Source organism: Rhodococcus sp. 05-340-2 (genome assembly GCF_002258915.1).
GTDB lineage: Bacteria > Actinomycetota > Actinomycetes > Mycobacteriales > Mycobacteriaceae > Rhodococcoides.
On record NZ_NOYU01000042.1, the window covers coordinates 198208 to 212735 of the forward strand.

At 65.9% G+C, this 14528-nt stretch carries 13 protein-coding genes; 7 read left to right on the plus strand and 6 right to left on the minus strand.

All coding sequences use genetic code 11. From position 1 onward, the window contains the following. Nucleotides 1-203 precede the first annotated feature (203 nt). Nucleotides 204-2132 carry an asparagine synthase (glutamine-hydrolyzing) gene (gene asnB / locus CH271_RS26085; RefSeq protein ID WP_037192878.1) on the plus strand — a complete coding sequence of 643 codons (1929 nt, stop codon included), beginning with the start codon at nucleotides 204-206 and terminating at the stop codon, nucleotides 2130-2132. A 94-nt stretch (nucleotides 2133-2226) separates the two neighbouring features. Here the strand turns inward: asnB and CH271_RS26090 are convergent, their stop codons facing one another. From CH271_RS26090 to CH271_RS26100, 3 genes are all read right to left on the minus strand, one after another. Continuing rightward, nucleotides 2227-3201, minus strand: a complete 975-nt coding sequence (locus CH271_RS26090; protein ID WP_094635465.1) for a carbohydrate kinase family protein — start codon at nucleotides 3199-3201, stop codon at nucleotides 2227-2229. 104 nt (nucleotides 3202-3305) lie between these two features. Further along, nucleotides 3306-3671: a HesB/IscA family protein gene (locus CH271_RS26095; RefSeq protein WP_037192882.1), complete on the minus strand. Its 366-nt coding sequence runs from the start codon at nucleotides 3669-3671 to the stop codon at nucleotides 3306-3308. A 64-nt stretch (nucleotides 3672-3735) separates the two neighbouring features. Next, on the minus strand, nucleotides 3736-4809 hold the full coding sequence (locus CH271_RS26100) for a glycerate kinase family protein (RefSeq protein ID WP_094635466.1): 1074 nt from the start codon (nucleotides 4807-4809) through the stop codon (nucleotides 3736-3738). 100 nt (nucleotides 4810-4909) lie between these two features. Here CH271_RS26100 and CH271_RS26105 point away from each other — a divergent pair, with 100 nt between their 5' ends. From CH271_RS26105 to CH271_RS26120, 4 genes are read left to right on the plus strand one after another with little or no spacing between them, the layout of a single operon-like run. Further along, nucleotides 4910-5569: a DUF3043 domain-containing protein gene (locus tag CH271_RS26105; RefSeq protein ID WP_037192886.1), complete on the plus strand. Its 660-nt coding sequence runs from the start codon at nucleotides 4910-4912 to the stop codon at nucleotides 5567-5569. 5 nt (nucleotides 5570-5574) lie between these two features. Further along, nucleotides 5575-6144, plus strand: a complete 570-nt coding sequence (cobU, locus tag CH271_RS26110) for a bifunctional adenosylcobinamide kinase/adenosylcobinamide-phosphate guanylyltransferase (RefSeq protein ID WP_037192888.1) — start codon at nucleotides 5575-5577, stop codon at nucleotides 6142-6144. Then, nucleotides 6141-7259 (plus strand): nicotinate-nucleotide--dimethylbenzimidazole phosphoribosyltransferase, encoded by a 1119-nt coding sequence (gene cobT, locus CH271_RS26115; protein ID WP_094635467.1) that lies wholly within the window; start codon nucleotides 6141-6143, stop codon nucleotides 7257-7259. The genes cobU and cobT overlap by 4 nt, the downstream gene beginning before the upstream one ends. Before the next feature lie 2 nt (nucleotides 7260-7261). Next, the gene (locus tag CH271_RS26120; protein ID WP_094635468.1) at nucleotides 7262-8023 is read left to right on the plus strand and encodes an adenosylcobinamide-GDP ribazoletransferase; all 762 of its coding nucleotides are present in this window, start codon (nucleotides 7262-7264) and stop codon (nucleotides 8021-8023) included. Here the strand turns inward: CH271_RS26120 and CH271_RS26125 are convergent. Both CH271_RS26125 and gcvT read right to left on the minus strand, forming a co-directional pair. After that, nucleotides 8020-9123: a branched-chain amino acid aminotransferase gene (locus CH271_RS26125; RefSeq protein WP_037192897.1), complete on the minus strand. Its 1104-nt coding sequence runs from the start codon at nucleotides 9121-9123 to the stop codon at nucleotides 8020-8022. The two genes, CH271_RS26120 and CH271_RS26125, sit on opposite strands and share 4 nt — an antisense overlap. Nucleotides 9124-9164: 41 nt before the next feature. Beyond that, nucleotides 9165-10265 (minus strand): glycine cleavage system aminomethyltransferase GcvT, encoded by a 1101-nt coding sequence (gcvT, locus tag CH271_RS26130; protein WP_094635652.1) that lies wholly within the window; start codon nucleotides 10263-10265, stop codon nucleotides 9165-9167. Nucleotides 10266-10382: 117 nt separating this feature from the next. Between gcvT and CH271_RS26135 the strand changes: the two genes are divergently transcribed. Next, entirely contained in the window at nucleotides 10383-11906 is a 1524-nt protein-coding gene (locus CH271_RS26135) for a leucyl aminopeptidase (RefSeq protein ID WP_094635469.1), read from the plus strand. A gap of 48 nt (nucleotides 11907-11954) precedes the next feature. On the opposite strand, the gene CH271_RS26140 is transcribed toward CH271_RS26135, so the two are convergent. Next, nucleotides 11955-12296 carry a hypothetical protein gene (locus tag CH271_RS26140; RefSeq protein WP_037192902.1) on the minus strand — a complete coding sequence of 114 codons (342 nt, stop codon included), beginning with the start codon at nucleotides 12294-12296 and terminating at the stop codon, nucleotides 11955-11957. A 377-nt stretch (nucleotides 12297-12673) separates the two neighbouring features. On the opposite strand from CH271_RS26140, the gene sucB reads away from it, so the two are divergent. Then, a complete protein-coding gene (gene sucB / locus CH271_RS26145; protein WP_094635470.1) occupies nucleotides 12674-14437 on the plus strand; it encodes a 2-oxoglutarate dehydrogenase, E2 component, dihydrolipoamide succinyltransferase in 1764 nt (587 codons plus the stop codon). Nucleotides 14438-14528 lie beyond the last annotated feature (91 nt).

Genomic DNA, 14528 nt, shown 5'->3' on the forward strand with positions numbered 1-14528 from the left:
TGAAGAATAAGGGCTTCCACATGGAGATGCCCGAGTACTACGCAGCGTAGACCAAAGCCCGAGGAGAACCACCCTTGGGTCGTTACCTACGTCCGAGCGTGTCTGCGGCATACTCGGTTCCTGATCTACAGTCCCGCTGACGACACTCGCGGAGACCAGGACCCCTGCACTGTCCCCAACTGCGAGAAGAGGTAGCAGACGCCGTGTGTGGACTGCTCGGAGTACTCACGTCTCACGGAACGACCGCCGCCGGAGTCGAACTCGTCGCTTCGGCGACACACTGCATGCGACACCGTGGCCCGGACGAACCCGGTGGCACCTGGCACGACGACGACGTCGTCTACGGCTTCAATCGGTTGTCCTTCATCGACATCGAACACTCCCATCAGCCGATGCGTTGGGGTCCGCCGGAATCACCGAACCGGTACGCGCTCGTCTTCAACGGCGAGATCTACAACTATCTGGAACTGCGCGCAGAACTTGCACGCGACCACGGTGCCGAGTTCACCACCGAAGGTGACAGCGAGTCGATCGTCGCGGCGTTCCACTACTGGGGCGCTGCCGCCGTGCAGCGACTGCGAGGCATGTTCGCGTTCGCCGTATGGGACACCGAGACTCGCGAGATGTTCATCGCACGCGATCCCTTCGGCATCAAGCCGCTGTTCCTGGCCACCGGTCCGGGCGGCACCGCGTTCGGTAGCGAGAAGAAGAGCGTGCTCGAGCTGATGGATCTGCTCGGCGTCGACGCCGATCTCGATCCTCGCGCGATCGAGCACTACACGGTGCTGCAGTACGTCCCGGAGCCCGAAACCCTGCACGCAGGCGTTCGCCGGCTCGAATCCGGTTGCTACGCCACCCTCTCCCCCGGTACCGCGCCGAAGGTCACCCGCTACTTCACCCCGAAGTTTCCGGTGCAGCCCTTCGCACCCGGCAGCGAGAAGGCGCGGTACCAGGAAATCGCCGAGGCACTCGAGGACTCGGTTGCCAAACACATGCGTGCCGACGTCACCGTCGGCTCGTTCCTCTCGGGCGGCATCGACTCGACGGCCATCGCGGCTCTGGCGATTCGTCACAATCCCGACCTGATCACGTTCACCACCGGATTCGAGCGCGACGGCTACTCGGAGGTCGACGTGGCAGCGGAGTCCGCGGCCGCAATCGGTGCCCGACACATCGTGAAGGTCGTCGGGCCGGAGGAGTTCGCGGCGTCCATCCCCGAGATCGTCTGGTATCTGGACGATCCCGTGGCCGACCCCGCGTTGGTGCCGCTGTACTTCGTCGCCAAGGAAGCACGCAAGCACGTGAAGGTCGTGCTCTCAGGTGAAGGCGCGGACGAATTGTTCGGTGGCTACACCATCTACCGCGAACCGCTGTCGTTGAAGCCGTTCGAGTCGCTCCCCGCCTTCCTTCGTCGTGCGGCCGGCTCGTTGAGCGAGCGAATCCCGGAGGGCACGCGCGGCAAGAGCCTGCTCAACCGGGGATCGATGACTCTCGAAGAGCGGTACTACGGCAACGCTCGCAGCTTCAACGACGCGCAGTTGCGATCGGTGCTGCGTGAGTTCCGATCCGAGTGGACTCATCAGGACGTCACCGCGCCGATCTATGCGCAGTCGCAGGGCTGGGATCCGGTTGCTCGGATGCAGCATCTGGATCTGTTCACCTGGTTGCGCGGCGACATTCTGGTCAAGGCCGACAAGATCACCATGGCGAACTCACTCGAGCTGCGAGTTCCGTTCCTGGACTCCGAGGTCTACAAGGTCGCCGAGAAGCTTCCGCTCGAGCAGAAGATCACCAAGAGCACCACCAAGTACGCACTGCGCCAGGCGCTGGAGGGAATCGTTCCCGGTCACGTGCTGCATCGCGCCAAGCTGGGATTCCCCGTGCCACTGCGCCATTGGCTGCGCGGCCCGGAACTCTTCGACTGGGCGCACCAGCAGATCGCCGATTCGCAGACCGATCACCTGCTGAACAAGGCCGCCGTCGTCGCAATGCTCGACGACCACCGCGCAGGCAAGTCCGATCACAGCCGACGACTGTGGACGCTGCTGATCTTCATGGTGTGGCACGGCATCTTCGTCGAGAAGCGCATCGTGCCGCAGATCGCCGAACCGGAGTATCCGGTCAACATCTGACCTGACCGACCGTCCCCGGCGGATCAATGCGACTTTCGGTCACTCGGAGTGCAACAAAGCCACATTGATCCGGCGGGCAAACGAACAACCTCGATCAGGCGGGGAGCAATGCCCCGATCTCCTCGCCCGCGTCGGCACCGTAGGCCGCCGTCAGACGCTTGATCGCGTCGTCGCGGTTGAGATCCCACTCCTGGGTGCCGGTGGTCTCGAGTACCAGCACGGCCACGAGCGAACCGAGCTGCGCTGCACGTTCGATGCTGGCTCCGGCCATGTGCGCGGTGAGGAAACCTGCTCGGAAACCGTCGCCGACACCGGTCGGGTCGACCTTGCTCGTCTCGGGTACGACACCGATGTGAGTGTGTTCGCCGCCCTTGGCGACGATGTCGACGCCCCGCTTACCCAGGGTGGTGACACGCAGATCCACCTTCGCGGCGATATCTGCGTCGGACATTCCGGTCTTCTGCTTGAGAAGCGCCCATTCGTACTCGTTGGTGAACAGGTACGCGGCACCGTCGATCAAGTCGGTTGCCTGCGCGGCGTCGAGCCGGGCGAGCTGCTGTGACGGGTCGGCCGCGAACGGGATGCCGGCAGCGCGGCACTGCGCCGTGTGCGCCGTCATGGCGTCGGGGTCGTTGGCACCGATCAGAACCAGGTCCATCGAGTGCTGCGCTGCCAGTGCCTCGATGGAAATATCACGGGCCTCGCTCATCGCTCCGGGGTAGAACGACGCGATCTGCGCCATGTCCTCGTCCGTGGTGCAGACGAAGCGGGCCGTGTGCGCGGTAGCGGACACGCTCACACCACTGCAGTCGACTCCGTGCTCTTCGAGCCAGCTCCGATATTCGGAGAAGTCCGGTCCCACAGCTCCGACGAGCAGTGGCGCACCGCCGAGCACTCCGAGTGCGTATGCGATGTTGCCGCCGACGCCGCCCTTGCGGATGACCAGATCGTCCACCAGAAAGCTCAACGAGATGTTCGAGAGCTGGTCGGCGACGATCTGCTCGGCGAACCGTCCGGAGAATCGCATCAGATGGTCGGTCGCTATCGAGCCGGATACCGCGAGAGTCACGAAGGAGGGCCTTTCGGTTCGGAAATGCTGGGGTGTTGACAGGCAGACACGACTGTGACCGATACACGCGTGCGTGTACCGGTCACAGTCGAGAACGAGTCAGCTCAGTTGAACGAGTCGCCGCACGCGCACGATCCCGTGGCGTTCGGGTTGTCGATCGTGAAGCCCTGCTTCTCGATCGTGTCCACGAAGTCGATGGATGCACCCTCCACGTAGGGAGCGCTCATCCGGTCCACCGCGAGGGTGACGCCGTTGAAGTCGACCGCGAGGTCGCCGTCGAGGCTTCGGTCGTCGAAGAAGAGCTGGTAGCGCAGTCCTGCGCAACCACCTGGCTGCACGGCGATGCGCAGAGCGAGGTCGTCGCGGCCTTCTTGATCCAGCAACGCCTTGGCCTTGGTCGATGCGGTCTCCGTCATGGTGACCTTGTGCGCCGTGGTTTCGGTCGTTGTGGTCTCATTCGAAACGGTCATGGGCTCTCCCTATCAGTCGTACAACCCGTGAATTACTCAACCGTACTCCCGGTGGCTCTATTCCTCACGCTCGCCGCCTCGGTTCGACCGCAGTGTCGGCAACGTCGGCCGCGACGCGCGCGGCCAGCTGTTCGAGCTGGTTCGCCGCGTCGGACATCGCCAGCTCCACCGATCCCGCGAACTCACTGATCGAATGCGCTGCCGAGATACCCGCCGAGGCCAGTTCGTCCTCGGACAAGGTGACCTGTCCCGCCAGCACGATCGTGTCGATACCGGTCGCGCCGCCCGCGGCAGCGATTCTGGTCACCAGCTTGCCTCGCAGCGATTGCGAGTCGAATTTGCCCTCACCGGTCAGTACCAGGTCGACGGAGTCCAGAAGTTCCTGCTGACCGGTCCGTTCGGCCACCACGACGGCGCCGGGAAGCTGCCTGCCGCCGAGTGCGAACAGGGCGGCTCCCAGTCCGCCTGCGGCTCCGGCACCGGCACGATCTGCCACGTCGTAACCGGCGGCAGCGAGCACTGCGGCCCAATCGGTGTTGAACTCCTCCAGCCGAGCGACGGTGTCCGCGTCGGCGCCCTTCTGCGGGCCGAACACGCGGGCTGCACCGGTATCGCCCAGCAGCGGGTTCTCCACGTCCGACGCGGCGACGAGGTCGATGTCCGACAACCGCACGACTGCCGCTCCGAGTCCGCCCAGTGCACGAATCATCGCGCGCCCGCCGTCGGTGCAGCTGCTTCCGCCGAGTCCGACGAACACCGTTCGAGCGCCGGCATCGAGGGCGGCGTCGAGAAGCTGGCCGACGCCGTAGCTGCTTGCCTTCAGGGCAGACAGTGTGGTGGGCGGGCCGCCGAGCAGATGCAGACCGCAGGCCTGGGCCGATTCGATGTACGCCGCCGTACCGTCGAGCAGCCAGTGGGCTCGGACCGGGTTGCCGAGTGGCCCGTCGACGTCCGCGGAGTGCACGGTGCCGATGCGCGAGGCCAGGACCTCGACGAAGCCGGGGCCGCCGTCGGATTGGGGCGCGAGTTCGAGTCGATCGTTCTCACGAACCGAGGCCCATCCCCTGGCGATGGCCTCCGCCGCGGCCGCGGCAGTCAGGGTGTCTCCGAACGAATCCGGCGCAATCATCACTCGCATCGTCGGAAGTCTAGGGCTGCAGCGCCGGAACGGCATCCGCTGTTTCGCCGCTGACCTGGCCGGTGTTCGACACCGACGAGTCATCCCATACTCTGAGTGCGTGAAGCTGCTACGCCGTGGAAACTCTGACAATTCGGACGGAAACGACTCGAACGAATCCGAGTCGACGACGGCCGGGAGCGACGCGACCACTTCGGTGTCTCTCGGCAAGGGCCGACCGACCCCCAAGCGCCGTGACGCCGAGGCCCGGCGTCGCGGACCGGTTGCTCCTGCTCCGCTGACGAGCAAAGAGGCACGCGAGCGTCGCAAGGCGAACAAGGGCAGCAAGGAAGATCGCAAGGCCGCGTCCAACGAGCGACGCGCCGCCGCAGCCGAACGACGCGCACGCATGCTTGCGGGCGACGACAAGTACCTGCTCCCGCGAGACAAGGGTCCGGTCCGCGCCTACGTGCGCGACATCGTCGACGCGCGGCGCAACCTCGTTGGTCTGTTCATGCCACTCGCGCTGATCCTGATCTTCGCGTTGTTCCTGCAGCCTCAGGTGCAGCAGTACGTCACCCTCGGCATGTTCGTCATGATGCTCTTCATGGTCGGCGAGGGCGTCTACCTCGGCAAGATGATCAACAACAAGATTCGGGTGCGGTTCCCCGAGACCACCGACGGCGGTTTCAAGATCGGCTGGTACGCCTTCGTTCGTGCGTCCCAGATCCGCAAGATGCGCGCTCCCAAGCCGCGAGTCAGCGCCGGCGAGGCCGTCTGACGTCGGTGGGCGAACCGAGACGAACCCTCGTGCTCGGTGGAGCCAGATCCGGTAAGTCCGGGCACGCCGAGTCGCTTGCCCTTCTCGAGCCGGTTCGTTATCTCGCCACCGGCAGGCGCGACGCCACGGACGAGGACTGGCAGCTCCGCATCGACCGTCATCGCGCGTCGAGACCGACACATTGGTCCACTGTCGAAACCGTCGCAACACTGTCGGGAGTCCTGTCGCAGCCGTGGGACGGCACCACCGTCGTCGACGATCTCGGAACGTGGCTGACGGGAATGCTCGACGACGCGCAGGCGTGGGAGCTCCCCCGCGGCACCATCGCACCGGCTGTCGACAACCTGGTGGGGGCGGTCGCGGACTGCACCTCCACTCTCGTCTTGGTCAGTCCCGAGGTCGGCCTGTCCGTGGTGCCCGAATCCCGTTCCGGTCGCCTCTTCCGAGACGAGTTGGGCTTGCTCAATTCTCGGCTCGCAGCAGTGTGTGACAGGGTTCTGCTGGTCGTCGCGGGACTCGCGCTGACTCTCAAGGAACCTCCGGCGGACTTCATCACCGCGAAAGGCACAGTGTGACAATTCTTTCGGAAGAGAATTCGGCGTCATCGCCGTTCCGTCCGGTGACCGCTCCGTCCGACTCGGCTCGATCGGCCGCCGCGGACCGGCAACGGGAATTGACCAAGCCTGCCGGCAGCCTCGGTCGCCTCGAGGCGCTCGGTGAGTGGATCGCCGCCTGCCAGGACACCTGCCCGCCGCGCTCTCTCGAACGAGTGCGAGTCGTCGTGTTCGCAGGCGATCACGGCGTCGCTGCGCACGGGGTCTCTGCGTACCCTCCCGAGGTGACGGCGCAGATGGTCGAGAACATCCGCGCCGGTGGTGCCGCGGTCAATGTGCTCGCCGATATCGCCGGTGCCGCGGTTCGGGTTGTCGACATCGCTGTCGACGCCGATACGGATTCCTCTGTGTCCGCGTTCAAGATTCGACGGTCCAGCGGATCGATCGACCGCGAGGACGCACTGACCGAGGACGAGGTTCTGGCCGCGATCGCCGCCGGAGCCGCCATCGCCGACGAAGAAGTGGACGGCGGCGCAGATCTTCTCATCGCAGGCGACATGGGTATCGGAAACACCACTCCTGCAACGGTATTGATCGCCACCCTGACCGACACCGAGCCGGTTGCCGCTGTCGGTCGCGGCACCGGAATCGACGATGCCGGGTGGATCAGGAAGACCGCAGCGATCCGGGACGCGATGCGTCGAGCACGACCGGTCGCGAAGAACCCAACCGATCTGCTGCGGGTCGCGGGCGGAGCCGACATCGCGGCCCTCGCCGGCTTTCTCGCCCAGGCCGCGCATCGGCGAACCCCCGTGATTCTGGACGGCCTCGTGGTGACAGCGGCCGCTCTGGTGGCCGAGGACGCGGCAGCCGGGGCACGCAGCTGGTGGGTTGCCGGGCATCGTTCGGCCGAGCCCGCCCATTCACTTGCGTTGCGGCACTTGCGTCTCGAGCCGATCGTGGAGTTGGAGATGCGCCTCGGCGAAGGCTCGGGTGCGCTGGCGGCGTTGCCTCTGGTTCGTGCGGGTGTCAGCACCCTGAATTCGATGGCCACCTTCGCCGACTCCGGTGTCAGTACCGGCGACAGCGAAGTCCGCAGCGATATCGAAGCCCACAGCACTATCGAAGAGCACTGACGGTGCGCAGGCGAGCCGATTCACTGGTGCTCGCGTTCTCCTGGCTGACGGTGCTGCCTGTACGCGGCCCGGACGAGGTCGACAGGGACTCCGCCGGGCGCGCGATAGCGCTCGCTCCGATCGTCGGCATCGCCCTGGGCGCCATCAGCGCGATCATTCTGTGGACATCGACGACGGCAGGCCTGTCTCCCCTGCTCGGCGGACTGATCGCCGTCGCGGCCACGGCACTGCTCACTCGGGGGATGCATCTCGACGGGTTGGCCGACACCGCAGACGGACTGGGCTGTTACGGACCTCCCGAGCGCGCGCGAGACGTCATGAAGTCCGGCAGTGCCGGGCCGTTCGGAGTTGCGACCATCGCACTCGTTCTGGCGGTTCAGGCCGCGGGCCTGGGCCAGCTCGCGGAGCAGCAGCTGTGGTGGGCGATCGCTGTCCTGCCGGCGATCGGCCGGGTGTCGGTGGTGCTCGCCTGCCGCCGGGGCACGGCCGCGTCGTCTCCGAACGGTTTCGGTGCACTGGTCGCAGGCACGCAGTCGAACGTGACTCCAGCGCTGTGGGTGGTTGTCGCAGTAGCGATCTCGGTGTTCGCAGAGCCCGACCACCCGTGGCAGGGACCGCTGGTGGTCGTCGCCGTTCTGGTGCTCGGGACACTGGCCACTCGGCACTGCGTCCGACGCTTCGGCGGGCTCTCCGGCGACGTGCTCGGAGCCGGGATCGAGACCACCACCGCGCTGGCCGCGATCGGTCTGCTCGTCGGGAGCTAGCGGAGCGTCGTCATCCAGCCGTGCGTGTCGGCGAACGTTCCGCGCTGGATGCCGGTGAGCGTGTCACGCAGTGCGAGCGTGATCTCGCCCGGCTCGCCGCCTGCGATCTCGAACGTTCCCTCGGTGGACTTGACGCTGCCCACCGGTGTGATGACCGCTGCCGTGCCACATGCGAACACCTCGGTGATCTCACCCGAATCGGCGCCCTTGCGCCACTCCTCGGTGGAGATCCGCCGCTCTTCGACGGGAATACCTGCATCCGTCGCCAGGGCCAGCAGCGAGTCGCGGGTGATGCCGGGGAGGAGCGATCCGGACAGCGAGGGCGTCACCAGACGCGCGTCGGAGCCCGAGCCGAAGACGAAGAACAGGTTCATCCCGCCCATCTCCTCGACGTAGCGACGCTCGGTGGCGTCGAGCCACACCACCTGGTCGCATCCCTCGTCACTCGCCTGCGCCTGCGCGAGCAGTGACGCGGCGTAGTTGCCCGCGAACTTCGCCGCACCGGTTCCGCCCGGAGCCGCCCGGACGTACTCGGTGGACAGCCAGACGCTCACCGGCTTGACGCCGCGGGGGAAGTACGCGCCCGCGGGCGAGGCGATCAACATGTAGCGGTACGAGTCGGCGGGGCGCACACCGAGCCCGGCCTCGGTGGAGAACATGTACGGCCGGACGTACAGCGCGTCCTCGCCGCCGGCCGCGGGAACCCAGTCGTGGTCGAGTTCGAGAAGCTTCTCGATCGATCCGATGAACAGCTCGTCCGGCAACTCCGGCATCGCCAGACGGCGAGCCGAGGAGCGGAAACGCTCGGCGTTGGAGTCAACCCGAAAAGTCGAGAGGTCGCCGTTCGGCTGACGGTAGATCTTGAGTCCTTCGAAGATGGCCTGGCCGTAGTGCAGGACCATCGCTGCGGGGTCGAGTTCGATCGGACCGTACGGCGCGATCGTCGCATCGTGCCAACCGCTCTCACGGGTGTAGTCGATGTACACCATGTGGTCGGTGAAGTGTTTTCCGAAACCGGGTGCAGCGAGCACCGCGTCGCGCTCCGCGGCAGTGGCGGGCGAGGAATGCTGCACGTGCGTGAATTCGGAAACACCTGTCATGCCGGAGATCCTATCGTCAACGTCACCGAGCTCTCGCGCGGTCACCTGGTCTTCGCTGCGACGAACGGCGGCGCGACCACTTCGCAGCGCAACGCTCGCCCACGAACGTCGACCTCGACCTCCGTGCCGACCTCAGGAGCGGCTTCCGCGTCGAGCAGGGCGAGTGCGATTCCGATCTTGAGCGACGGCGAGAACGTGCCGGACGTCGTCGTTCCGATCTGCTGTCCCGAAGCCCTGACGGCGAGGCCGGGGCGCAGCACACCGCGGTCGAGGGCCTTCAGTCCGCGCAGCACTCGCGCCGGTCCGCTCGCCTTCTCGGTGGACAGGGCTTCCTTGCCCCAGAACGTGTCCTTCTTCCACCCGATCGCCCAGCCGCAGCGCGCCTCGAGCGGCGAGATGTCCAGTGCCAGTTCGTGTCCGTGCAACGGGTACCCCATCTCGGTGCGCAACGTGTCGCGTGCACCGAGCCCGCACACCTGCCCTCCACGCGATCGCACGGCAGCCATGAGTGCCCGGAAGAGCGGTTCCACATCTCCCGCAGGAGGAACGAGCTCGTAGCCGTGTTCGCCGGTGTATCCGGTCCGGCAGACGCGGACCGCCACCGAATTCCAGGTGGCGTCTTCGAACGCCATGTAGTCCATGTCGGTCGGCAGCCCCAGTTCCTGCAGGACCTCGGTCGATTTCGGTCCTTGCACGGCGAGCACTCCGAACTCACGATGCTGGTTCACCACCGAAACCCCGTCGGGTGCCTGCTCTGCCATCGCCGCGACGACCGCCGCCGTGTTGGCTGCGTTCGGCACCAGGAAGACGTCCTCGTCCGAGACGTAGTACGCGATCAGGTCGTCGACGACACCGCCGGATTCGGTGCAGCACAGGGTGTACTGCGCCTTGCCCGGTTCGATTCGGTTCAGATCGTTGGTGAGCACGGAGTTCACGAACGCAGCCGCTCCGGGTCCGGTCACCGACGCCTTGCCGAGATGCCCGACGTCGAAGAGGCCAACGGCCTCTCGCACTGCCGTGTGCTCGACGACGACACCGGCATACGACACCGGCATGGTCCAGCCGCCGAAAGGTGCGAATGTCGCGCCCAATTCGGTGTGCACGGCGTGAAGTGGTCCCTCGATCAGCTCGGTGTCGGTCATGGCGGTCACGCTAGCTCACATGGCGGCCGTTGCGGGCCCGGCAGACCGACTGCGTCCGGCGACGAGTCGTCATTAGGATCGGGGTACGTACACGTCAACCCCTACAGGAGCAGCCACGTGCCTTCACCCTCGACGCCTTCCCGCACTCTCGGACCCGACCTGGTCCTCGCGGGCAAGCTCGGTAAGAAAGTCGACGTTCTCGTCGTCGCGCTGAGTACGAGTGACGACGGACTCGAACTCGCCATCACCGACGACATTTCCGACGACGCCGTCGCCGCAGCGCTGCTGGACTCTTTCGAGTCCGTCGGTGCCACCGGCAAGGCCGACGAGCTGGTGCGCATTCCGGCACCGCCCGGCCTGTCCGTGGACAGCGTGCTGGCGGTCGGCCTCGGCAGTGCAGCCGACATCGACAGCGAGCGCATCCGCCAGTCGGCCGGAACCGCAGCTCGTGCGCTGAAAGGCGTCGATACGGCCGCAACGACGCTGTCGGCACTCGACCTCGGTGCGGCCGCTGAAGGCTTCTTTCTCGGCGCATATCAGTTCACCGAGTTCAAGTCGGCCTTGTCGGCACCGAAGTCCGACGCACTTCCCCTCGCCCGCGTCGAGTTGCTCGTTCCCGACACCCGCTCCAAGGACGCCAAGAACGAGCTGGCACGATCGCTCGCCATCGCCGAATCCGTCGCCGTAGCGCGCGATTTCGTCAACACCCCGCCGAGCCACCTCTACCCGGAGGAGTTCGCGGCGCAGGCCAAGGCCCTGGGTACGGCTGCAGGCCTGAAGGTCGAGATCCTCGACGACAAGACACTGGAGAAGGACGGCTACGGCGGCATTCACGGCGTCGGCAAGGGTTCTTCACGCCTGCCGCGACTGGTTCGGCTGACGCACTCGGGCGGTAAGCGGGGCGCGAAGAAGGTCGCCCTGGTGGGCAAGGGAATCACGTTCGACACCGGCGGCATCTCCATCAAACCCGCTGCGGGCATGGAGAACATGACCTCGGACATGGGCGGCGCGGCTGCGGTCATCGCGACGGTGATCCTGGCCGCGAAGGTCGGTCTGCCACTCGATGTCATCGCGACGGTGCCGATGGCCGAGAACATGCCGTCGGGCACTGCGCAGCGTCCGGGCGATGTCCTGACCCAGTACGGCGGCATCACCGTCGAGGTCATCAACACCGACGCCGAAGGCCGCCTGGTGTTGGCCGACGCGATCGTGCGCGCCTGCGAGGACGATCCGGATTACCTCATCGACACCGCGACACTGACCGGCGCTCAGGTGGTCGCACTCGGCAATCGAACTCCGGGGGTCATGGGCACCGAGGACTTCCGCGACCGCGTCGCCGAGATCTCTCAGGCCATCGGCGAAAACGCATGGGCGATGCCGTTGCCGAAGGAGATCCGACGCGAACTCGATTCCAAGGTGGCCGATCTGGCGAACGTCACCAACGGCCGGGCCGGTGGAATGCTGGCCGCCGCTCTGTTCTTGAAGGAATTCGTCGCCGACGGCGTCGAGTGGGCTCACATCGACGTCGCGGGTCCGGCGTACAACACCGGTGGCCCCTTCGGATACACCGGTAAGGGCGGCACCGGTGTTCCCGTGCGGACGATGTTCGCGGTCCTCGAGGACATCGTCGAGAACGGCTGATCGCGCTCGACCGTGCGTGCGGATCGTCGCCCGCACGCACGGGTGAGGTCAGAGATCGCGCTGCTGCTGCTCGCGCTTCCTGATGATCTTCTGGCGAGCGTCGTGGTCGCGCATGCGCTGGGGATACCCGGTCTTGCGGACGTCGTAGACCGGGATCTTCAGGTCGGGTCCGATCTTTCGTGCATATTTTTCATCGAGCGGCCGACGGGTCCATTCGCCGTCGTTCGCGACCAGTACGACGGTCAGCGGGGTGACCGTCGTCTTCGGCTCGACGTAGGCCTCGACACCGATTCGCGCCGCGGTCCAATCGGCCAGGTACTGGGCAACCGACCCCTCCGGGGCCCGTTTCGCGCCCCCGCCGCTGCGCTTGAGTCGATCGAACAATCCCACGAGAACATCCTTTTCGTACGGCCGATGGATCACCGGTTCTGGTGCCGGAATGTTGTTACCCGCCAGTTTGCCAGGCGTGTTGCACGCCCTAGGGGAACGGCGAGGCGATAACAATGGAAGGATGACATTAGAGGGTTCAGCTCTCTTGATAGTGAACCAAGGCTCGTGAAGTGAGTGAGTGAATTGCCGAGAGGGAGTGTCCACGTGGGCGCTGTGTCGAGCCGAACACGCTCGATCGGTGCCGTGTGCACCGGTGCCTCCGTCAAACCGAATCACGCAACTCTCGTCCATGAACCCTGTTCCGCCAGCACAATGGTCTGCGACCACAAGTCGTCGAACCACATCACCCGCATACAACTGTCGAGGAGTCAACAGACATGGCCTTCTCCGTCCAGATGCCAGCTCTTGGTGAGAGCGTCACCGAGGGAACTGTCACGAGGTGGCTCAAACAAGAAGGCGACACCGTCGAAGTCGACGAGCCATTGCTCGAAGTCTCCACGGACAAGGTCGATACCGAGATCCCGTCGCCTGCAGCCGGTGTCCTGACCAAGATCGTCGCTCAGGAAGACGACACCGTCGAGATCGGTGGCGAGCTCGCCCAGATCGGTGACGCAGGCGAGGCTCCCTCGTCCGATGCACCGGCCGAGGACGCAGCGCCCGCCGAGGAATCGGCACCCGAGGAAGCTGCCGAGGAGCCCACTCCCGCAGCCGAGCCCGAGCCGCAGGCCGAGGAGGAGGCACCCGCAGCGAGTGCATCGTCCGACTCGTCCGGATCCGGCACGCCGGTGACGATGCCCGAGTTGGGCGAGTCCGTCACCGAGGGCACCGTGACTCGGTGGCTCAAGGCTGTCGGTGACGAGGTTGCTGTCGACGAGCCGCTGCTCGAGGTGTCCACCGACAAGGTCGACACCGAGATCCCGTCTCCGGTCGCCGGAACTCTGCTCGAGATCTCCGCCGAGGAAGACGACACGGTCGCCGTCGGTGGCCAGCTCGCCGTCATCGGATCGGGATCGCCGGCCGAGAAGGCCCCCGAGCCCGAGGCCACCCCGGAGCCCGAGGCTCCGAAGGCCGAAGAGCCGAAGAAGGAAGAGGCTCCCAAGCAGGAAGCTCCGAAGGCCGAGCCGAAGGCCGAGCCCAAGCAGGAGGCTCCCAAGGCAGCTCCCGCCAAGGAGTCGGCACCCTCGGGTGATTCCAGCCCGTACGTCACTCCCCTGGTGCGCAAGCTGGCGTCGGACAACGACGTCGACCTGTCGACCGTGAAGGGCACCGGTGTCGGTGGACGCATCCGCAAGCAGGATGTGCTCGCCGCAGCCGAGGCCAAGAAGGCTCCGGCCGCTCCGGCCGCCGCTGCTGCGCCCGCCGCCGCATCGAAGCCCGCTGCCCCGGCCACCGCAGGTGTTCGTCCGGAGCTCGCGCATCTTCGCGGAACCACGCAGAAGATCAACCGGATTCGGCAGATCACCGCGAAGAAGACGCGTGAGTCGCTGCAGACGTCTGCACAGCTCACGCAGACCTTCGAGGTCGACGTGACGAAGATCGCCGGTCTGCGGACCAAGGCGAAGGCGAAGTTCGCCGAGAACGAGGGCGTCAACCTGACGTACCTGCCGTTCTTCGCGAAGGCGGTCGTGGAGGCTCTCAAGGCGCACCCCAACGTCAACGCGAGCATCAACGAGGACGCCAAGGAGATCACGTACCACGCCGATGTCCACCTCGGTATCGCCGTGGACACCGAGCAGGGTCTGCTCTCCCCCGTCATCCACAATGCGGGCGACCTGTCGCTCGCCGGACTGGCTCGGGCGATCAACGACATCGCCACCCGTGCACGCTCGGGCGGGCTGAAGCCCGACGAGCTGTCCGGTGGCACGTTCACCATCACCAACATCGGCAGCCAGGGCGCGCTGTTCGACACCCCGATCCTGGTTCCGCCACAGGCGGCCATGCTGGGCACGGGTGCGATCGTCAAGCGTCCGGTCGTCGTCAAGGACGACTCGGGCAACGAGTCGATCGGTGTTCGCTCGATGTGCTACCTGCCGCTCACCTACGACCACCGTCTGGTGGACGGAGCCGACGCCGGACGCTTCCTGACGACGATCAAGCAGCGTCTCGAAGTGGCGTCGTTCGAGGCCGATCTCGGCCTGTAGGCAACCGGCGAATCGCGCCTCTCACGTATTCTCGTGAGAGCGCGAAACATTCGCATCGGAGTCTCGACAAGAGGGGCACGAACCGTGCATC

Bases quoted from the DNA above. Each gene is read 5' to 3' on its own strand.
- CH271_RS26095 (WP_037192882.1), bottom strand. From the start codon at position 3,671: ATGACCGTTTCGAATGAGACCACAACGACCGAAACCACGGCGCACAAG.
- CH271_RS26100 (WP_094635466.1), bottom strand. From the start codon at position 4,809: ATGCGAGTGATGATTGCGCCGGATTCGTTCGGAGACACCCTGACTGCC.
- CH271_RS26125 (WP_037192897.1), bottom strand. From the start codon at position 9,123: ATGACAGGTGTTTCCGAATTCACGCACGTGCAGCATTCCTCGCCCGCC.
- gcvT (WP_094635652.1), bottom strand. From the start codon at position 10,265: ATGACCGACACCGAGCTGATCGAGGGACCACTTCACGCCGTGCACACC.
- sucB (WP_094635470.1), top strand. From the start codon at position 12,674: ATGGCCTTCTCCGTCCAGATGCCAGCTCTTGGTGAGAGCGTCACCGAG.